Here is an 18639-nt window from a genome sequence, read left to right on the forward strand (position 1 = left end):
AGCGGCGCCTGCGGCGCCCTTGACGCGGCTGAACCCCTGAGGCGAAATCCCGGCAAGAGATGACTGGTGGGCTGGGCGCTGCGGCGCCGCCTGTTTACGCAGCAGGACGATGACAGGCGCGCCGGGTACAGCTTGCGCGCCTTGCTCGTCCTTACAGCTAGACCCGCACCAGTCCGGTGATCGCTTCCTGCACCGGCGTGTCGCCATCGGTGAGTTCGATGATTTCCTGGCTCAGGGCCGGGGTCTCGACCAGGGCCGCCAGGGTTGCCGCGACATGGCCGCGGGCGGTGTCGCCATAGTCGATGGCACGGCCGGCGCGGATGCGGCCATCACCAGCCTCGTCCTGCAGCGTGCCGGGGCGCAGGATGACCCAGTCCAGCTTGCTGGCGGCGAGGGCGTTGTCGGCCCGGCGCTTTTCTTTCATGTAGTGCTCGAACTGCTCGTCCGGCTCGCGGTCGCGGCCGGCATCCATGATCACCGAGACCAGGTAGAAGCGATCGACGCCGTGGTTTTCCGCGGCGCTCATGGCCTTGATGGCGCCGTCGCCGTCAATGGCGGTGGTCTTGTCCTTGGGACCGCCGCCGGCGCCGGCGGAGAAGATCACCGCGTCGCAGCCGCTCATCAGGCCGCCGAGCTCGGTCTCGCTGAGCTTGGTGAGATCGCCCGAGGCCGGGGTGACGCCCCATTGCTTGAGCGTGGCGGCCTGTTCCGGCTTGCGGTGCAGGCCGATGACATCATGGCCCGCCGCGATGAGTTTCGGACACAGGCGCTGTCCGACGCCGCCGGTGGCGCCAATGATGAAAATCCGCATGTCGGGCTCCTTGTGCGTGTATCGGTGTGCCTACCCAACGGGCCCGCGGGCCGATGGTTCAGACGGGATACAGCTCGGGAGCCCGGACAGGCGGCTGGCTAGAGGTCCACTTCCGCTTCCAGGGCGTGTTCCTGGATGAAGTCGCGGCGCGGTTCGACGACATCGCCCATGAGCTTGGAGAACAGCTCGTCGGCGGTGTCGGCATGGGTCACGGAGACCTGCAGCAGGGAGCGGGCGTCGGGGTCGAGCGTGGTTTCCCAGAGCTGCGACGGGTTCATCTCGCCGAGACCCTTGTAGCGCTGGATCTTCATGCCCTTGGCGCCCGAGGCCATGACGGCCTCGACCAGCTGGCTGGGCGAGTGGATGGTGACCGGGCCGGACTTGGGCACGAAGCTGGCGGCGCCGACATAATCCCCGGCCAGACCGGCGGCGCGCTCGTTGAGACGGCGGGCATCCGGGCTCTCGCGCAGGGTTTCGGCCAGCACCACGGTTTCGGTAACGCCGCGCACTTCACGCGCGAAGACCAGGCCGTGATCATCGCCGAGACGGCCGGTCCAGCCGTCCTCGCCCTCGTCGGCATACTGGTTGAGCAGGGCCACGGCCTGTTCGATGGCGGCGGCTTCCGGGTCGGGCACCAGGGCCCCGGCCAGGGCCGCGGCCTCGATGGCAAAGCCTGGCGCGCGGGCGGTCAGGCGGTCGACAGAGAGCTTGATGCCGCGGGCATCCTTGACCCGGGCGGCCAGGTCCTCACCGCTCAGCGTCTCGCCGCTGGCCAGGGTCAGATAGGCGTCCGAGACCCCCTCCTCGATGAGATAGGCGTCCATTTCAGCCTGGTCCTTCACATAGCGTTCCGACCGGCCCTTGGTGATCTTGTAGAGCGGCGGCTGGGCGATGTAGAGATAGCCGCGCTCGATCAGCTCGGGCATCTGGCGGTAGAAGAAGGTCAGGAGCAGCGTGCGGATGTGGGCGCCGTCGACATCGGCGTCGGTCATGATGATGACCTTGTGGTAGCGCAGCTTCTCGTAATTGATCTGGTCGCGGCCGATGCCGGTGCCCAGGGCCGTGATCAGGGTGCCGACCTGGTCGGAGGACAGCATCTTGTCGAAGCGCGCGCGCTCGACATTGAGGATCTTGCCGCGCAGCGGCAGCACGGCCTGGTTCTCGCGGTGGCGTCCCTGCTTGGCGGAGCCGCCGGCCGAGTCACCCTCGACGATGAACAGCTCGGACTTGGCCGGGTCCTTTTCCTGGCAGTCGGCCAGCTTGCCGGGCAGCGAGGTGATGTCGAGCGCCGACTTGCGCCGTGTCAGCTCGCGCGCCTTGCGTGCCGCCTCGCGGGCCGAGGCCGCCTCGATGATCTTGGAGACGATCTGCTTGGCTTCGTTCGGGTGTTCCTCGAACCATTCCGCCAGGGTCTCGCCGACTATGCCCTCGACCGCCGGACGGACCTCGGACGAGACCAGCTTGTCCTTGGTCTGGGACGAGAATTTCGGGTCGGGCACCTTGGCCGACAGAACGCAGGTCAGGCCTTCGCGGGCATCATCGCCGGAGATCGACACCTTGGCCTTTGAGGCCAGGCCGGACGAGGCCGCATAGGAATTGACGATGCGGGTCAGGGCGCCGCGGAAACCGGCCAGGTGGGTACCCCCATCGCGCTGCGGGATGTTGTTGGTGAAGCAGAGGACATTCTCGTGATAGCTGTCATTCCACTCCAGCGCCGCCTCGACGGTCACGCCTTCGCGCTCGCCCTTGATGAAGATGGGCGGGGTGAAGAGCGGGGTCTTGTTGCGGTCGAGGTGGGAGACAAAGGCTCCCACACCGCCCTCATAGACCATGGTGTCGGAGAACACCTCGTCCTCGCGCTCGTCGCGCAGGGTGATCTTGACGCCGGAGTTCAGGAAGGCGAGCTCGCGCAGCCGGTGCTGCAGCGTTTCGCGGTTGAACTCGGTCATGGTGAAGGTTTCGTCGGACGGCATGAAGCGCACTTCGGTGCCGGTCTGGCCGGCCTCGGCATCGCCGACGACCTTGAGATCGGCCTCGGCATCGCCGCGACGGAAGCGCATGTGGTGCTTTTTGCCCTTGCGCCAGATGGTCAGGTCCATCCAGTCCGACAGGGCGTTGACGACTGAGACGCCGACACCGTGCAGGCCGCCGGACACCTTGTAGGAGTTCTGGTCGAACTTACCGCCGGCGTGCAGCTGGGTCATGATGACCTGGGCGGCCGAGACGCCCTCTTCCTGGTGGATGTCGGTCGGAATGCCGCGCCCGTCATCGCGCACCGAGGCCGAGCCGTCGGCGTGCAGGGTCACCAGGACCTCCGAACAATGGCCGGCCAGCGCCTCGTCGATCGCATTGTCGACGACCTCGTAGACCATGTGATGCAGGCCGGATCCGTCATCGGTATCACCGATATACATGCCCGGGCGTTTGCGCACGGCGTCGAGCCCCTTGAGGACCTTGATCGACTCCGCGCCGTATTCTTGATTCGCTTGTTCCGTCATGGGGACTTTCTAGCCTGTTCGCCGGGCGCTGGCCACACGCGCGCACACGCGTACGCGCACGCGTGGGGCGGCGGGGGCGAGGCGATGCACAAGGATTGAATTCCCGCTTGCCAGCCGGGCCGCAGCCGACCTATCCCGCGCTCATGACACATACGAAAACCTTAGGGGCGAGCATCGCCCTGATGATTGCGCTCGCCACCCCGGCCACCGCGTACACGTCCGACGCTGCCGCACCGGCATCCGGACCCGAAAATTCGGATTCCTGCAGCGCCGTCCAAGCGCTGTCGATCGAGGAGCGAGCCGTCTGCATCCGTTTTCGCGACATGGTGGACGCTGTGGAGCGGCTCGATAACGCGGCGGCCCTCGAGCATTTCTGGAGCGCGGGTTTCAGCGCCAATATCGCCGGTCAGATCATCAAGGATCCGGATGAGTGGGCGACATTTTATGCCAACTCCCTCGGGTCCATTGCGGACATCGAGCGGCTGGACTTCCCGCAAGTGGAAATTCGCACGCTGGATCGCGATACCATCCTGCTGCTCAACACCTATGACGAGGTGGTTCACCTGCATTCCGGCGAGCGCCTGGAGCTGACCGGTTACGGCACCCAGATCTGGCTTCGGCGCGGCGATGAATGGCGTATCGCGCACGTGGCCGGGCAGTAGGGCCCGGCGGGGTCAGCGCAGGACCAGCAGGACGAGGCCGATGACAGCGAAGATGGTGCCGGTCAGCACGTCGGCGCCGCGCCGGACAGCCGGTGTGACCAGCCATTTGCGGGCGCGGTGGGCCATGATGATGTAGAAGCCGGCCGTCGGCACAGCCATCAGAACCATGATCAGCAACATGGCGGCATAGCTCCACGGCGTGATCGCCTCGATCGGGATGAAGGCCGGTACCAGCGTCAGGTAGAAGACGATCGGCTTGGGATTGGACAGCGGCATGGCCACCCCGGCGATCCAGGTCGCCGCCCAGGAGCGCCGAGAGCCGCTGGGAAACACCGGCTTCGGCCGGGCACCGGACCAGGCGCTCCACCAGGCCCGTCCGGCCATCCAGAACAGATAGCCGGCACCGATCAGCTTGGCCACGAACCAGAAGGCGCCCAGCTGTTCGGCCAGCGCTGCCAGACCGGTCACGGCCAGGGTGAACCAGAACATGTCACCGGTCAGGATGCCGGCGCCATAGGTGGCCGCGTGCCATGGCCCGGCGTCTAGGGTCCGCGCGATCATGGCGGCGATGCCCGGGCCCGGCGTGACAAACAGCACGAGGAGCGCCCCGGCGAACAGGAATAGGGTCTCGATTGTCATGCAGACTCAGGCTTCCGGCGTGGTCAGATAGCCGTAGATCGTCAGCACCATGGCGTCCACAAAAGCATCATCGTCGAAGTTGAGGACGGAACCGACACCCTCTTCGGCGTAGACGCCCTTCTCGATCGGCAGGGTATTCATCAGATAGGTCAGCATGCGGGCCGCGGCCTCCGGGTCGCTGCGGGCAATCTCGTCGCTGAAGGCCGCCACCAGCTGGCGCATGCCCTCGACCGCAAGATCGAGAAGTTCGTCCCACTCCTCGCCCACCAGATCGGGTCGCAACCGGCCATACAGGTGGGCGGCACGTATCAAGTGGCCTTCCCGGCGCAAAAAGGACATGGCCGTCGAGATCGCCATGTGCAGGGCCTCGCGCAGGCCCGCTCCTTCAGGCAGGTCCAGGCGGGCCTCGCCAGACGCCATGAAGGCGTCGTGCCGCACCTGGTAGAGTTCGAATATCACCGGGATAAAGGCGTCCTTGTTCTCGAAACGCCGGTAAACCGCGCCGACCGACAGCCCCGCCTCGGCCGCCAGATCGGCGATCGAGATGTTCTCGAAGTCCCGCTCCCGCAACAATCGGTCGAGGGCCGCGACCAGCTTGTCACGGCTCGCTTTCGAACGGGCCTGCTTGGCCGGCTTTGCGGCTTGACTCATTCCAATTCCGCCTCTAAATGTGAATGTGAATTCGCATTCTCATTAATGCCAGACCCCAGATCGCATCCCGGTCCGGTCTGGGTCAAGCCCGGGAGCCCATCATGGACCTCACACCCCTGACCAGCCAGCCATCCCTGATCGCCGGCCTCATCATACTCCTTGCGCTGCTCGCCTATACCGGCTGGGAAGAAATCCAGCGCCGCCGCACCGGCGTCACCGATCCGCGCCTCGTCACCTATGCCCGCACGGCGGCCCTGCTGTGGGTGACCACCGGCGCTGTCCTGGTGTGCTGGATGTGGGCCGGCCTGAGCCTGCAACAGCTCGGCCTGGCCATGCCGACCGGCACCGGCGCCCTGATCGGCTGGGGGCTGGCCGCCCTGGCGCTGGCCTATGCGCTCTACTCCCTGGTCCAGGTGAGCCGCTCGCAAAAGTCCCGGGCGCAACTGCGCCAGCAGTTCGACGAGTCCTCGGGGCTGGCCCTAATCCGCCCGGAAACGGGCCCGGAAAAGGTTGCCTTCCAGGGCCTTTCGGTTACCGCCGGCATCACCGAGGAAATCATCTTCCGCGGCTTCCTGATCATGAGCCTGGCCCTGGTCATGCCGCTCTGGGCCGCCGCCCTGGTCAGCGTCATCGCATTCGTTGCCGCGCATGCCTACCAGGGCCTGTCCGGCATGGCCCGCATCGTACCAGTGACGGTGTTGATGACCGTCATCGTGGTGGCATCCGGATCGCTGTGGCCGGCGATCCTGGTACATATCCTGGCCGACAGCAGCGCCGGACTGATGGCGCATATCCTCGACCGCACGGCCGACAGCGACGCCGCGGCGACGCCGGCCTAGAATTCGTAATCGGGCAGTTTCTCGAAGGCCGCGCGGAGCGAGGTGTGCCAATCGGCCGAGACTTCGCGAAAATAGGTGTCGTCTTCGAGAATGCGCCGTTCCTCGCCGGTCTCCAGGCTGTCCGCCGTGTAGACGTGAAAATCCAGCGGCATGCCGACCGAGAGGTTGGCCTTGATCGTGGAGTCGAAGGACAGGCAGAGCATCTTCACCGCCGCCTCCAGGCTCATCCCGCTGTCGAAGACGCGCACCAGGATCGGCCGGCCATACTTGGTTTCGCCGATCTGGAAGTAGGGCGTGTCATCGCTGGCCTCGATGAAATTCCCTTCCGGATAGACCATGAAGATGGCCGGCTTCTGACCGGCAATCTGGCCGCCCACGATGAGAGTGGCATTGAAGGCCGGGTCGGGCGGATGATCAGGCCCACCGGACTGGCGCTCGACGCATTCGCGCAAGGTGTCGCCGACGATGTTGGCGATCTGGAACAGGGTCGGCGCTTCCATGATCGAGGGCGAGCGCTCGGCCGGAGCCTTGAGGCGCTCCTCGAGCAGCGACACCACGGCCTGGGTCGTGGCCAGATTGCCGGCCGTCATCACCGAGATCACCCGCTCGCCCGGGATCGACCAGGTGAAAAGCTTGCGGAACATGGAGATGTTGTCGACGCCGGCATTTGTGCGGGTGTCCGACATGAAGACCAGGCCACGGTCCAATCTGAGGGCCACGCAATATGTCACGGGGCTAACCTTTCGCGACAGAGGTTGAACACGTCATTGCTGCACCTGCAGCGTCACATCGAGATTGTGCTCGCCGCCACCATACATCACGCCGGCAACCGGCGCCGCTTCCTCGTAGTCGAGGCCGGTGGCGATTTTCACATAGCGCGGGTCCGGCGAAATGCCGTTTGAGACATCGAATCCGACCCATCCGATATCGTCGACGAAGACTTCGGCCCAGGCATGGCTGGCCTCCTGTTCGACGCGGTCATTCATCATCAGATAGCCGCTGACATAGCGGGCCGGATAGCCTAGCAGGCGAGCCGCGGAGATGAGGATGTGGGCATGGTCCTGGCACACGCCCTGACCGCTCTCCAGCGCTTCCTCGCCCGTGGTCCCGGAATGCGTCGTCCGGGTCTGGTAGCTGGCTTCCTGCAGGATGGTGGCGCTGAGGTCGTGCAGGCGGTCGATATCGTCCTTGCCATCGCCTTGGTACGCCTCGGCCAGCGCCCGGATGCGCGGCCCCGGACCGGTCAGCTTGGTGACCCGGCGGAAATACCAGAGCGGAGCAATGCCGACATGCGAACCGACGATGCCGGAATGGTCGCCGGTTTCCACCTCGCCCTCGCAGGTCAGGGTGATGGAGCGGCTTTCCGGATCGATGCGGATCAGATCGACCTCGTTCATGTGCTGGTCGCGGAAGGTCACTTCCTTCGAGCCGCCGTCGATGGTCAGGGTCCAGGCATGCACTGTCTGATGGGCCCGCGTGATCGGTCGCAGACGAACCTGCTGGAGACCGTAGGGGACCGGCTCGTCGAAGGCGTAGCGGGTCTGGTGAGTAATGGCGAGGCGCATGGCGGTCACTCCCGAAAGCGGTAGTCGGCCTGGATCTGCTGGCCCAGCGCATTGTTGGCGGCGATGTAGTCGGTCAGGTATTCGTGCAGGCCGATGCGGAAGATCTGGTCCACGCTTTCCTCGCGCAGCCGGGTGCGCATGTCCTCGGCCATGCGCAGGCTGGGCTGGCGCTGGCCATAGCACGCGTCGAGATGGCGCAGATTGCCCACCAGCTTGTCCGCGCAATAGACCAGGGAGCGCGGCATTTCCGGCGACAGCATGAGAAATTCGGCAATCCGGGCGGGCTTCAGATCGCCGCCCTGCAACCAGTGGAAGGAGCGGTCGGCCGAGGCGCAGCGCAGCACCGTCTCCCATTGCGCATTGTCGAGGCTGGACCCGACATAGGAGACCGAGGGCAGAAGCACGTAGTACTTCACGTCGAGGATGCGGGCCATTTTGTCGCTGCGCTCGATGAATGTGCCAAGGCGGGCGAAGGAAAAGATGTCGTCGCGCAGCATGGAGCCGTGAAAGACACCGCGCACCAGGCTGTTCTTGCGATGCACCGAGGCGAGAATGTCGGGCAGGTCGGCCGGGCGAACCGGCTTGGCGAGGCGCTTGTTGACGCGCATCCAGGCGACATTGACCGCCTCCCAGACCTCGCGCGTCAGGGCCGTTCGCACCAGGCGGGCATTGTTGCGTGCGGAGTCGACAAGGGACAGGACGCTGGACGGATTGTCCCGGCTGCGCAGCAGGAAATCGATCACGTCGGATGCCTCGAAACGATCGAACTCGGCTAGGTAGGCGTCGCGGCAGCCGGCCGTGGTGACGATCGACTCCCATTCCGCCTCGCCGTCGGCGGCGCGTGTCAGGGCCATGCGGAACCCGGCCTCGATCAGGCGGGCGGTGTTTTCCGAGCGTTCCAGCTGGCGAAACATCCAGTAGAGGCCGGCTGCGGTCTTGCCCAGCATCTCAGTCCTCCAGGATCCAGGTGTCTTTGGTGCCGCCGCCCTGGCTCGAATTGACCACCAGAGAGCCCTTCTTTAGGGCGACCCGCGACAGCCCGCCGGGCGTCAGGTCGACCCCCTTGGGGCTCATCAGCGCATAGGGCCGCAGGTCGACATGACGCGGCGACAGGCCCTTGCGGGTCAGGATCGGCGTGGTCGACAGGGCCAGTGTCGGCTGGGCAATATACCCGTCGGGCCGGGCCCGCAGCTTGGCCGCGAAGGTCTCGCGCTCCTGGCGGCTGGCGGCCGGGCCGATGAGCATGCCATAGCCGCCCGACCCGTGCACTTCCTTGACTACCAGCTCGTCGAGATGGTCGAGCACGTAGGCCAGCGCGTCCGGTTCGGCACAGCGCCAGGTCGGCACATTGTCGAGGATCGGGCTCTGGCCGGTGTAGAACTCGATGATGTCCGGCATGTAGGAATAGATCGCCTTGTCGTCGGCCACGCCGGTGCCGGGCGCATTGGCGATGGTGATGCCGCCGGCCCGGTAGACATCCATGATGCCGGGCACGCCGAGCAGGCTGTCGGGACGGAAGTTGAGCGGGTCGAGGAAGGCGTCGTCGACCCGGCGGTAGAGCACGTCGATGGGTTCATAGCCGCGCGTGGTGCGCATGGCGACGCGGCCATTGACGACCTGCAGATCGCTGCCCTCGACCAGTTCAGCACCCATCTGTTCGGCCAGGAAGGCGTGCTCGAAATAGGCGGAGTTCATGAGGCCTGGTGTGAGCACGGCGATGACCGGCCTGTCGGAACAGGCCGGTGGCGCGCTGGCGGCCAGGGCACGGCGCAGCCGGGTCGGGTAATCGGCAACCGGGCAGACACGGATGCGCGAGAACAGTTCCGGAAACATCTGCAGCATGGTTTCGCGGTTTTCCAGCATGTAGGAGACGCCGGACGGGGTGCGCGCGTTGTCCTCCAGCACGTAGAACTGGTTCTCGCCGGTGCGCACGATGTCGGTGCCGACGATGTGGGTGTAGACGCCACCGGGCGGATCGACGCCGATCATCTCCGGCAGAAAGGCCTCATTGTGGGCGATCAGGGCCTCCGGCACCCGGCCGGCGCGAACGATCTCCTGGCCATGATAAAGGTCGTGCAGGAAGGCGTTGATGGCCCGCACACGCTGGTCGATGCCGCGCTCCAGCCTGGCCCACTCACGCGCCGCCAGGATGCGCGGCACGACGTCGAACGGGATCAGGCGCTCGTCGGATGCCTCGTCGCCATACACATTGAAGGTGATGCCGATGCGGCGGAAGAAGGCCTCGGCCTCGCGCGCCTTGGCGCGCAAGCGGGAGGGATCAGCCTGCTCGGCCCACTCGGCATAGGCAGCGTAGGGCTCGCGGACCTTGCCGTCCTCAGTCTTCATTTCGTCGAAAAACACATGCCCCTCCCCGTGCCGGCACAGCGGCGTCCGGGCCGGAATGTCCGGCAATGAAGCAATGCCCACCCGTGGGGTTTGTTCCGAAACTAGCCGGGGCGCAGCCGACCATCGGTGACTTCGAAGCCCTGGATGGCGTCACCGAAGGGTTCGAACAGGACGCGCTCGACGCCGGTCAGCCAGGCCTGCGAACCAGTGGCGAGAATTTCGCGGGCCAGGCCGGCGCGCCGCGGCGCGTCGAGGTGGGCGCAGGCCTCGTCGAGCAGGAGCAGGGGGGCGAGACCGTTATGGCGCGCCAGGGCCCGGGCCTGGGCCAGGGCGAGGGTGAGGATCAGCGCCTTTTGCTCGCCGGTCGAACAATCGCCGGCCGCCTGGTCCTTGTCGCGGTGCCGGGCGACGAGTTCGGTGCGGTGCGGGCCGCGCGTCAGCGTGCGCCCCGCCGCCCCGTCGCGCCGGCGGCCCTGTCTAAGCAGATCGGCAAAGCGGTCTTCCGCCTCACCGGCCGGTACGCCGTCGGCGAGTTCCGCCTCGACGGCTCCGTCCAGCGCCAGGTCGGCTCGCGGGAAGACCCCGTCCGGACGCGCATCGATCTCGCCCTGCAGGCGGATCAGGGCGTCCAGCCGGGCCGCGGCCACGGCCACGCCATGCCCGGCCATCTCGGTCTCGAGGGCCGTCAGCCAGGCCCCGTCCGCATCGCCCTCGTCGAGCAGGCGCTGGCGCCGCATGCGAACCTTTTCGTAGGCCGTCGCGGCCTCGGCATGGGCCGGGTCGGCGGCATAGACGAGACGGTCGAAGAATTTCAGCCGGTCGGCGCGCGGGCCGGCGAACAGCCGGTCCTGGGCCGGGGTGAGCCAGATCATCGGGGCCAGTCTCGCGAGGCGCGACTGGGCCGCCGGCTCACCGTCAATGCGGGTTTCCCGGCGCCTGCCCGCCAGCGCGCCGACACCGACGCGAACCTCGCCCTCGGCGGTATCCAGCCACGCCGTGACACCCCATTGCGGCGCCGCACCGTCAGGCCCGCGGCGCAGCACCGCATCGGTGCCGCTGGAGCGCATGCCGCGACCGGGCGCCAGGAAGGACAGGGCCTCGAGCACATTGGTCTTGCCGGCGCCGTTCTGGCCGTAGAGAGCCACCGGTGCCGGGCTGACCTCCAGGTCGAGGGTGGGATAATTGCGAAAATCGGTCAGCCGCAAACGACGAACCGCAGCCGGTGGAACCGGCGGCGGTGGGGTCGTCTCGACGGTGCCGGGTCGGTCCGTCACACCCGCAGCGGCATCAACACGTAAAGCGCGTCGGCATCGCCGCTATCGGTGACCAGCGCCGGCGAGGCGGCATCGGCGAAATGGAAACGTGCCTCGTCGCCCTCGATCTGCGATGCGACATCGAGCATGTAGCGGGCGTTGAAGCCGATGGCGAAGCCCTCGTCGGAATAGGACACGGCGAGCTCTTCCTCGGCCTGGCCGCTTTCCGGGTTGTTGACGGCCAGGGTCAGCGTGTCCTCGCCGAGCGACAGCTTCACCGAGCGCGATTTCTCCACCGAGATGGTGGCGACGCGGTCAACGGCTTCGGCGAAACGCTTGTTCTCGACCGACATCAGCCGGGTATTGCCGCGCGGGATAACGCGCTCATAGTCCGGGAAGGCGCCGTCGATCAGCTTGGAGGTGAGAACGGCGCGGCCGAGGCGGAAGCGGATCTTGCCTTCGGACACCGAAATCTCGACCTCGTCGTCGGCATCCTCGAGCAGGCGGCGCACCTCGTGCACGGTCTTGCGCGGCACGATGACGCCCGGCATGCCGTCGGCACCGTCGGGCAGGTCGGTTTCAGCGAGCGCCAGACGGACCCCGTCCGTGGCCACGGCGCGCAGGGTCTTGCGACCATTGTCATCGGCGGCATGCAGATGGATGCCATTGAGGTAGTAGCGGGTCTCTTCGGTGGAGATGGCGAAGCGCGTCTTGTCGATCAGGCGCGCCAGCTCGCTGCCAGAGAGGGTGAAGCGGTGCTCCAGGTCCTCGGTCGGCATGACCGGGAAATCACCCGGCGGCAGGGACGGGAGCGAGAAGTTCGACCGGCCGGCCTTGAGCGTCAGGCGCGGATCGGCGCCGCCCATTTCCAGCGTCACGTCGGCACCGTCCGGCAGCTTGCGGGCGATGTCATAGAGGGTGTGCGCGGGGGCCGTGACCAGGCCTTCGCCGTCACAGGTGGCCGTGGCGGTCTCGAGAATTTCGATATCAAGGTCGGTCGCCGCGAAACTGGCACCGTCGGGGCCCGCGGAAATCAGGACGTTGGACAGGATCGGAATCGTGTTGCGCTTTTCCACCACGGCCTGAACATGGCCCAGGGCTTTCAGGAGCGTGGCGCGCTCGATCGTCAGTTTCATGGTTCGCGTTCCGGCTTCAAGAATATCGGACATCGAAAGTCCTGGACATCGCATCGGGTTGGATAGCGCCGGGCTGGGCCCGGCCGCCAAACTGGTGGGTCAGAGAGGATACACGAAAACGCGTGACCGCAAGACCTTTCTCCAGCGTCCACGCGTTCGGTCGCATTTGTCCAGCCCGAATGGGCTCAGCCTTCCAGTTCGCGCACCAGCTGCTCGACGTCCGCTGCGATGGGGTCGCCGCTTTCGATCATGCTCGTGACCTTGTTGACCGCATGGATCACCGTCGAGTGGTCACGGCCGCCGAAGCGACGGCCGATATCCGGCAGCGAGCGCGTGGTCATGGTCTTGGCCAGATACATGGCGACGTGACGCGGCCGCACGACGGACTGGGTCCGGCGCTTGGAGCAAAGATCAGCCGGGGTGACGCCGAAATGCGTGGCAACCGACTTCTGGATGTCATCGACCGTGAGACGCCGCTCGGAACTGAGCGACAGCTCGCGCAGGGCGCTCGATACGGCATCCATTGTCACCGGCAGGCCCAGCAGGGCGGTCCGGCAAATGACATTGTTGAGCACTCCTTCCAGCTCACGCGGGCTGGAGGTGATGCGGGCCGCCAGGAAGTCGCGCACCGGCTCAGGCACATCGAGCACCGGATAGTGCCCCTTGGCTTGGGCAATCTTGCAATCGAGGATCTGCCGGCGCAGATCGAGGTCCGGCTTGGACAACGGGCAGGCGAGGCCGCCAACGAGCAGGGACCGCAAGCGCTGGTCGGTAACGTTGAGGTCCGACGGCGGGCGATGCGAGGCCAGCACGACCTGCTTGTTCTCGGCGATAAGCGCCGCGATCGTGTTGAGGAACTCGTCCTCGGTCTTCGGCTTGCCGGCGATGAAATGGACATCGTCGATCAGCAGCATGTCGACGCCGCGCACCATTTCCTTGAACGACATGGTGTCGCGCGCGCGCATGGCGGTGACGAAACCGGACAGGAATTCCTCGGCTGTCAGGTAGAGCGCCTTGGTGCGGCGGCTGGTCTGGCCGGCAGCCGTGGCGACAGCATGCATCAGGTGCGTCTTGCCGACGCCATAGTCGCCATAGAAGAAAACCGGGTTGAAGGGTGGCGTGGCGGCGCCGACGACGGTGCGCGCAGCAGCAGCAGCCAGCTCGTTGGCCGGACCGACGCGGAAACTGTCAAAGGTGAAGCGCTCATCGCTGGCGTCCGGGCTGACCGGATTTTCAGCGGCCGGGCGCGAGGCCTCTGAACTCGCCGCGCACGGTGCGGCCTGGCGCGACGCCCCCGCAACCACCGGCTGCGGCTCGGCATCACCATCGGCAATCAGGTGCACTTCACGATAGGTGCTGTCCAGCTCGGTCCAGATGGCGCGAATGCGGGCACCCCAATGATCCTCGACCCAGTCGCGGTTGAACCGGCTTGGCGCCACCACGATGATCGAACCGGTTGCCGACATCCGGACTCTGAGCCGGGCAATTTCCTGGGAATAGATAGCCGGTCCGCACTCCTCGCGAAGCCGCCCCCTGACCTGCCGCCATACCCCCGAAATATCACCCTCAGCCTGGACGTCGAAGCGTGTGTTTTTTGCTTCTGCAATAGCCAATTTATTCAACGCCATTGTGTTTCACACTTTTCTTTTGCCCCACCGGATGGCAGGTCATGTGTTTGTTATTTTTGGCAAAATATCCCAGCCCCCACGGACCTATTGGTCTCGCCGACTTCGGAATGCTTCCGCATGGGATTGATCGCCCTCAGGAGCCCAAAGGTTACGCCTCAGCCGGTTTCGGTCAACATGATTCAGCGCCTGATTCTCGAGATTCTTCGCTTGACACGAGAAATGCCAAAAGAGGGCAGCGCTTGAGGTATGTGACACTTTTGTGACAAGACATAAGGTCCTTTTTTGCCACTTTGGTCGACCTTGCCATTGGTCCTCTTGGAGTTCCGGATGACGGCCAAAAAGCAGCGCCGGAGAGCGACGTAAACAACTCGCTCTAGCCCCTTGAATCCGAGTGCACCCAGCCGGTTTTTGGAACTTCAGGGCAAAAAAATACGCCCGGGGCGTGTGCCCCGGGCGTACCGAACTCAACTCGCTTGGAGTGCGATCAGGCAGACATCGCCTTCACGCGCGCCGACAGGCGCGAGACTTTCCGCGAACCGGTATTCTTGTGAACGATGCCCTTGCCGACGGCGCGCATCAGTTCCGACTCCGCTTTCACGAGAGCGCTCTTCGCAGCCGTCTGATCGCCCGCCGTGATCGCAAGCTCGACTTTCTTCACATAGGTCCGCACGCGAGAGCGGCGAGCCTTGTTGATAGCCGTGCGGCGCGCGATCTTGCGAACCATCTTCTTGGCCGATTGCGTGTTGGCCATGGGTCTTAACCTCTTCGTACGGCCGGGCTTGATGTCCCGGCAAAATCCGTGAGCGGCGGCGTATAGGCTCTTGTGGGCAGTACGTCAACAGCCCGAAGTGCCAGAAAGCCTACCGATGCTTGAAATGTGCAGCCCGCTTCTCGGCAAAGGCTGCCATGCCTTCCTTCTGGTCCTCGAGCGAGAACTGCGACTGGAAGACGCGACGTTCGAACAGGATGCCCTCGGAGAGGCCAACCTCGAACGAACGATTGATGGTTTCCTTGGTCATCATGGCCACCGGCAGCGACTTGGAGGCGATCGTCTGGGCGGCCTCCATAGCCACGTCCATGAGCTCGTCAGCGGGCACCAGACGCGAAACCAGGCCGGCGCGCTCGGCCTCTTCGGCATCCATCATGCGGCCGGTCAGGCACAGGTCCATGGCCTTGGCCTTGCCCACCGCGCGCGGCAGGCGCTGGGTGCCACCGGAGCCCGGCATGACGCCGAGATTGATTTCCGGCTGGCCGAACTTGGCCGTGTCTGAAGCGATGATGAAATCGCACATCATGGCGATCTCGCAGCCACCGCCCAGGGCGTAGCCGGACACCGCAGCGATAATCGGCTTGCGGAAGCGGGCGACGGATTCCCATGTCTTGGCGAACGGATCGTTCATCAACAGACCGACCTGGTCGCGGTCCTGCAATTCCTTGATGTCGGCACCGGCGGCGAAGGCTTTCTTCGAACCGGTCAGGACGACACATCCGATGTCCTCATTGTCCTCGAAGTCGGACAGCGCCCGGGCGAGTTCGCCGGTCAGCTCGTCGCACAGCGCGTTCAGCGCCTGCGGCCGGTTGAGGGTGACGACACCGACCCGACCTTCGGTTTTAACCTGGATTGTCTTGTAGGCCATTTCGGCGCTCCATTTTTCGGCGCGCTCCGAGGCGCGCTGGCAAAGCCGCGTGGCTATAACCCAGACGAGAGCGAGCGTCGATACCGGGTGAGCCTTTCGACTCACCCGGCGTGGGACGACCTATTGGCGGGTCACCGTGTGACCGGCATCGCGCATCAGTTCCACGACACCGTTTTCACCCGGCAGATGGGCTGCGCCGACGGCCACGAAGGCGACGCCTTCGCCCTCGAGAATCTCGGCGATCTGCGGCACCCAGTCCTGGTTTCGGCGCACGATGATGGTCTGGTAGACCTCGGGCGTCTCATCGCGCATGGACTCGTTGATCAGCCGGTCCAGGGCGACCATGTCGCCGGTGGCCCAGGCGCGAACCATCTCGTCGGTCAATGCCTCCATGGCACCGATCTGGTCGAGCCCCTGGGCAAAGGCGGCAGCCTGGATGTCGTCGGACATGTCGGCAAAGAAACGCAACTGCTGCTCGGCGGTCTCGAAATAACCCATGCTGGCACCATTGGCGGCCGCTTCACCGATGAACACCGTCTCGACGCCGGCGTTGGGATCAAAGCCCAGGGCCTGCAGCTTGGTCACGGCAAGCATGACCTGGGCCAGCCAGGGCCGCATCGGCTCAAGCGCCGGCAGCGGCAGTCCGAGGGCCGCGGCTTCAGCCTCCAGACGGGCCCGGGTCTCATCATCAAGCATGGAGGACAGGGTCACCCCTGCCGGGTTGAGGCCGTATTGCGGCAGCAGGGTCTGGATCTGCATCTGGGCTTCCGGACTGTGCACGTCGGCTTCCAGATAGACCGTTTCGGCGCTGGCCAGGGCGGCGTCGACGTCATCGGTCCGCCAGTCGAGGCTGGACGGCAGGAGGTGGAAGGTGCCGAACAGGTAGACCTGGGAATCCTCGTCGCTGATCAGCCACATCGCCGGGCTGGCCTCGATGTCGGAATAATCGGCCGGCTGGGCCGCGGCGAGCGGTGCCGTGGCCACCAGACCGGCCAGGACGGCACCACCGGCGAGCAGGCTTTGCGCGCGGCGGCGCAGGGAATTGATCAGGAACATGAACAGGTGTCTCCAGAGGTGAATTTCGTCAGACCGAGGAATAGCGGCCCCGGTGCGCGGATGCACCCGGGACGTGCGCCTTGCCAGTCCCGCACCATCAACAGTGCCGCTCCATCAACGCTGGCATTTCGGGCAAAAGAATGTCGAACGGCCCGATTGCACGATCCGGGCGATATGGCCGTCGCAGCCGGTTTGTCGGCACGCCTCGCCCTCGCGGCCATAGGCCACGAAACGATGCTGGAAATAGCCCAGCGCCCCGTCTGCCCCGGCAAAATCCCGCAAGGTCGATCCGCCCGCCTCGATGGCTTCGGCGATGACCAGGCGCACGGCTGTCGCCAGGCGCTCGGCGCGCTGGCCCGGGATCGAGGCGGCCAGGCGGCGCGGCGATATCCGTGCCCGGTGCAGTGCTTCGCAGACATAGATATTGCCCAGACCGGCCACCACCGACTGATCGAGCAGCGCCGCCTTGACCGGCGTGCGCCGGCCGGCCATGGCCGCCCCCAGCGTGGCGCCGGAGAATTCGTTCGACAGCGGCTCGGGACCGAGCCCGGCGAGGCGCGGGTGGGTTTGGCTCTGCGCGGCCGGGAACAGATCCATGAAGCCGAACCGCCGGGCGTCGTTGAAACGCACCGTGACGCCGCCGGACAGGGTCAGCACGACATGGTCGTGCCGGGGATTTGCAGGGGCCGCGTGGACGAAGTCGCCGGGCTGTTCGCGCCCGGCCTCGGCCTCGATGCTGAAGCGGCCGGTCATGCCCAGATGCACCAGCCACAGCTCGCCGCTGTCGAGTTCGCCGAGCAGGTATTTCGCGCGTCGGCCAAGGCGGACCAGGGTGCGCCCGGTCAGGCGCTCGGCGAAGCGGTCGGGGAAGGGGAAACGCAGGTCGGGCCGGTTGAGCACAACGCGCTCGATGCGCCGGCCCTCGAGGGCCGGCTGCAGGCCGCGCCGCACGGTTTCCACTTCGGGTAATTCTGGCATGGCTCGCCCCCAGCGCCCTGATTGCATCCATGGTGCTAGCGCGCTCCGCCACGCCTGGCCAGTGCGCACGCCGCGGCAAGGTGGCACGCCACAGCCCACCCGGCTTTTCCGGCTGCCGGGGCTGGCCTATGTTCGGCGCCATGAGCCAGTCAGAGACCCAACCGGAAACCGTGCCGTTCGGCTTTGCCGATGTCGATCGCGACCAGAAGGCCAGCCTCGTGCGCGACGTGTTCGACCGCTCGGCGCGCCGCTATGACCTGATGAACGACCTGATGTCGCTGGGCGTCCACCGGGCCTGGAAGGACATGGTGATGACCCGGGCCAACCCGCAGCCGGGCGAGGCGTTGCTCGATGTGGCGGGCGGTACGGGAGACCTGGCCCGCAGCTTCCTGACCAAGGCCGATCGCGTGGCCGAGCGGCGTAGCGGCACCCGGCCGGCCGAGGCCATCGTGCTGGACATCAACGAGCAGATGCTGAGGGCCGGCATCAAGCGCGGGCTGGACCAGCGCCAGGCCGGCCGCATCCGCTGGGTCACCGGCAATGCGGAATGCCTGCCCCTGCCGGACCGCAGCGTGCACTGCGTGACCATTTCCACCGGCATCCGCAACGTCACGGACCGGGCTGCGGCCCTGAGCGAAATGCGTCGCGTGCTCAAGCCCGGTGGCCGCTTCCTGTGTCTGGAATTCACCCGCCCGACCAGCCGGGGCTGGGAAAAGCTCTACGATGCCTGGTCGTTCAACGTCATGCCGGAACTCGGCGCGCTGGTGGCCAAGGACCGGGAGAGCTACCAGTACCTGGTGGAATCGATCCGCCGCTTTCCGGACCAGGAGACATTTGCCGGCGAACTGCGCGCGGCCGGCTTCAAGCAGGTCAGCTACACCAATTTCTCCGGCGGCATCGCTGCGCTGCACGTCGGTTGGGCCTGAAGCGGTTGGGCCTG

Annotated in this window: 18 protein-coding genes; 3 read left to right on the forward strand and 15 right to left on the reverse strand. The window is 65.8% G+C overall.

Going from position 1 to position 18639, the window contains the following annotated elements; all coding sequences use genetic code 11:
• Nucleotides 1-157 precede the first annotated feature (157 nt).
• Both ACXYMR_RS04215 and gyrB read right to left on the reverse strand, forming a co-directional pair.
• Nucleotides 158-811 carry an SDR family oxidoreductase gene (locus ACXYMR_RS04215; RefSeq protein WP_458941502.1) on the reverse strand — a complete coding sequence of 218 codons (654 nt, stop codon included), beginning with the start codon at nucleotides 809-811 and terminating at the stop codon, nucleotides 158-160.
• 98 nt (nucleotides 812-909) lie between these two features.
• The gene (gene gyrB / locus ACXYMR_RS04220) at nucleotides 910-3309 is read right to left on the reverse strand and encodes a DNA topoisomerase (ATP-hydrolyzing) subunit B (protein ID WP_458941503.1); all 2400 of its coding nucleotides are present in this window, start codon (nucleotides 3307-3309) and stop codon (nucleotides 910-912) included.
• A 95-nt stretch (nucleotides 3310-3404) separates the two neighbouring features.
• Between gyrB and ACXYMR_RS04225 the strand changes: the two genes are divergently transcribed.
• On the forward strand, nucleotides 3405-3971 hold the full coding sequence (locus tag ACXYMR_RS04225; protein WP_458941504.1) for a nuclear transport factor 2 family protein: 567 nt from the start codon (nucleotides 3405-3407) through the stop codon (nucleotides 3969-3971).
• Nucleotides 3972-3983: 12 nt separating this feature from the next.
• Here ACXYMR_RS04225 and ACXYMR_RS04230 read toward each other — a convergent pair whose 3' ends face one another.
• Together ACXYMR_RS04230 and ACXYMR_RS04235 are read right to left on the reverse strand one after the other, a co-directional pair.
• The gene (locus ACXYMR_RS04230) at nucleotides 3984-4610 is read right to left on the reverse strand and encodes a LysE family translocator (protein WP_458941505.1); all 627 of its coding nucleotides are present in this window, start codon (nucleotides 4608-4610) and stop codon (nucleotides 3984-3986) included.
• A 6-nt stretch (nucleotides 4611-4616) separates the two neighbouring features.
• A complete protein-coding gene (locus tag ACXYMR_RS04235) occupies nucleotides 4617-5261 on the reverse strand; it encodes a TetR/AcrR family transcriptional regulator (RefSeq protein WP_458941506.1) in 645 nt (214 codons plus the stop codon).
• Between the two features lie 101 nt (nucleotides 5262-5362).
• Between ACXYMR_RS04235 and ACXYMR_RS04240 the strand changes: the two genes are divergently transcribed.
• Nucleotides 5363-6100, forward strand: coding sequence for a CPBP family intramembrane glutamic endopeptidase (locus ACXYMR_RS04240; protein WP_458941507.1), 738 nt, complete (start codon nucleotides 5363-5365; stop codon nucleotides 6098-6100).
• Here the strand turns inward: ACXYMR_RS04240 and ACXYMR_RS04245 are convergent.
• From ACXYMR_RS04245 to mutM, 11 genes are all read right to left on the reverse strand, one after another.
• A complete protein-coding gene (locus ACXYMR_RS04245; RefSeq protein WP_458941508.1) occupies nucleotides 6097-6831 on the reverse strand; it encodes a peptidase in 735 nt (244 codons plus the stop codon). The two genes, ACXYMR_RS04240 and ACXYMR_RS04245, sit on opposite strands and share 4 nt — an antisense overlap.
• A 33-nt stretch (nucleotides 6832-6864) precedes the next feature.
• Nucleotides 6865-7665 carry a transglutaminase family protein gene (locus ACXYMR_RS04250; RefSeq protein WP_458941509.1) on the reverse strand — a complete coding sequence of 267 codons (801 nt, stop codon included), beginning with the start codon at nucleotides 7663-7665 and terminating at the stop codon, nucleotides 6865-6867.
• A 5-nt stretch (nucleotides 7666-7670) separates the two neighbouring features.
• Nucleotides 7671-8612 (reverse strand): alpha-E domain-containing protein, encoded by a 942-nt coding sequence (locus ACXYMR_RS04255; RefSeq protein ID WP_458941510.1) that lies wholly within the window; start codon nucleotides 8610-8612, stop codon nucleotides 7671-7673.
• 1 nt (nucleotide 8613) lies between these two features.
• The gene (locus ACXYMR_RS04260; RefSeq protein WP_458941922.1) at nucleotides 8614-10011 is read right to left on the reverse strand and encodes a circularly permuted type 2 ATP-grasp protein; all 1398 of its coding nucleotides are present in this window, start codon (nucleotides 10009-10011) and stop codon (nucleotides 8614-8616) included.
• Between the two features lie 101 nt (nucleotides 10012-10112).
• Nucleotides 10113-11216 carry a DNA replication/repair protein RecF gene (gene recF, locus ACXYMR_RS04265; RefSeq protein ID WP_458941511.1) on the reverse strand — a complete coding sequence of 368 codons (1104 nt, stop codon included), beginning with the start codon at nucleotides 11214-11216 and terminating at the stop codon, nucleotides 10113-10115.
• A 65-nt stretch (nucleotides 11217-11281) separates the two neighbouring features.
• Nucleotides 11282-12400, reverse strand: coding sequence for a DNA polymerase III subunit beta (gene dnaN / locus ACXYMR_RS04270; protein ID WP_458941923.1), 1119 nt, complete (start codon nucleotides 12398-12400; stop codon nucleotides 11282-11284).
• Between the two features lie 185 nt (nucleotides 12401-12585).
• Entirely contained in the window at nucleotides 12586-14028 is a 1443-nt protein-coding gene (dnaA, locus tag ACXYMR_RS04275) for a chromosomal replication initiator protein DnaA (RefSeq protein WP_458941512.1), read from the reverse strand.
• A 484-nt stretch (nucleotides 14029-14512) separates the two neighbouring features.
• Nucleotides 14513-14779 carry a 30S ribosomal protein S20 gene (gene rpsT / locus ACXYMR_RS04280; protein ID WP_458941513.1) on the reverse strand — a complete coding sequence of 89 codons (267 nt, stop codon included), beginning with the start codon at nucleotides 14777-14779 and terminating at the stop codon, nucleotides 14513-14515.
• 109 nt (nucleotides 14780-14888) lie between these two features.
• Nucleotides 14889-15665: an enoyl-CoA hydratase gene (locus ACXYMR_RS04285; RefSeq protein ID WP_458941514.1), complete on the reverse strand. Its 777-nt coding sequence runs from the start codon at nucleotides 15663-15665 to the stop codon at nucleotides 14889-14891.
• A gap of 120 nt (nucleotides 15666-15785) precedes the next feature.
• Complete coding sequence (locus ACXYMR_RS04290; protein ID WP_458941515.1) at nucleotides 15786-16721, reverse strand: TraB/GumN family protein; 936 nt, start codon at nucleotides 16719-16721, stop codon at nucleotides 15786-15788.
• Nucleotides 16722-16835: 114 nt separating this feature from the next.
• Nucleotides 16836-17699 (reverse strand): bifunctional DNA-formamidopyrimidine glycosylase/DNA-(apurinic or apyrimidinic site) lyase, encoded by an 864-nt coding sequence (gene mutM / locus ACXYMR_RS04295; RefSeq protein WP_458941516.1) that lies wholly within the window; start codon nucleotides 17697-17699, stop codon nucleotides 16836-16838.
• 140 nt (nucleotides 17700-17839) lie between these two features.
• On the opposite strand from mutM, the gene ubiE reads away from it, so the two are divergent.
• Nucleotides 17840-18625 carry a bifunctional demethylmenaquinone methyltransferase/2-methoxy-6-polyprenyl-1,4-benzoquinol methylase UbiE gene (ubiE, locus tag ACXYMR_RS04300; protein WP_458941517.1) on the forward strand — a complete coding sequence of 262 codons (786 nt, stop codon included), beginning with the start codon at nucleotides 17840-17842 and terminating at the stop codon, nucleotides 18623-18625.
• The last annotated feature ends 14 nt before the right edge of the window (nucleotides 18626-18639 follow it).

Source organism: Maricaulis sp. CAU 1757 (assembly GCF_054482675.1).

Excerpts from the sequence above, each read along its gene's own strand:
- ACXYMR_RS04215 (WP_458941502.1), bottom strand. The coding sequence starts at position 811 with ATGCGGATTTTCATCATTGGCGCCACCGGCGGCGTCGGACAGCGCCTG.
- gyrB (WP_458941503.1), bottom strand. The coding sequence starts at position 3,309 with ATGACGGAACAAGCGAATCAAGAATACGGCGCGGAGTCGATCAAGGTC.
- ACXYMR_RS04230 (WP_458941505.1), bottom strand. The coding sequence starts at position 4,610 with ATGACAATCGAGACCCTATTCCTGTTCGCCGGGGCGCTCCTCGTGCTG.
- ACXYMR_RS04235 (WP_458941506.1), bottom strand. The coding sequence starts at position 5,261 with ATGAGTCAAGCCGCAAAGCCGGCCAAGCAGGCCCGTTCGAAAGCGAGC.
- ACXYMR_RS04240 (WP_458941507.1), top strand. The coding sequence starts at position 5,363 with ATGGACCTCACACCCCTGACCAGCCAGCCATCCCTGATCGCCGGCCTC.
- ACXYMR_RS04250 (WP_458941509.1), bottom strand. The coding sequence starts at position 7,665 with ATGCGCCTCGCCATTACTCACCAGACCCGCTACGCCTTCGACGAGCCG.
- ACXYMR_RS04255 (WP_458941510.1), bottom strand. The coding sequence starts at position 8,612 with ATGCTGGGCAAGACCGCAGCCGGCCTCTACTGGATGTTTCGCCAGCTG.
- ACXYMR_RS04260 (WP_458941922.1), bottom strand. The coding sequence starts at position 10,011 with ATGAAGACTGAGGACGGCAAGGTCCGCGAGCCCTACGCTGCCTATGCC.
- dnaN (WP_458941923.1), bottom strand. The coding sequence starts at position 12,400 with ATGAAACTGACGATCGAGCGCGCCACGCTCCTGAAAGCCCTGGGCCAT.
- dnaA (WP_458941512.1), bottom strand. The coding sequence starts at position 14,028 with ATGGCGTTGAATAAATTGGCTATTGCAGAAGCAAAAAACACACGCTTC.
- rpsT (WP_458941513.1), bottom strand. The coding sequence starts at position 14,779 with ATGGCCAACACGCAATCGGCCAAGAAGATGGTTCGCAAGATCGCGCGC.
- ACXYMR_RS04285 (WP_458941514.1), bottom strand. The coding sequence starts at position 15,665 with ATGGCCTACAAGACAATCCAGGTTAAAACCGAAGGTCGGGTCGGTGTC.
- ACXYMR_RS04290 (WP_458941515.1), bottom strand. The coding sequence starts at position 16,721 with ATGTTCCTGATCAATTCCCTGCGCCGCCGCGCGCAAAGCCTGCTCGCC.
- mutM (WP_458941516.1), bottom strand. The coding sequence starts at position 17,699 with ATGCCAGAATTACCCGAAGTGGAAACCGTGCGGCGCGGCCTGCAGCCG.
- ubiE (WP_458941517.1), top strand. The coding sequence starts at position 17,840 with ATGAGCCAGTCAGAGACCCAACCGGAAACCGTGCCGTTCGGCTTTGCC.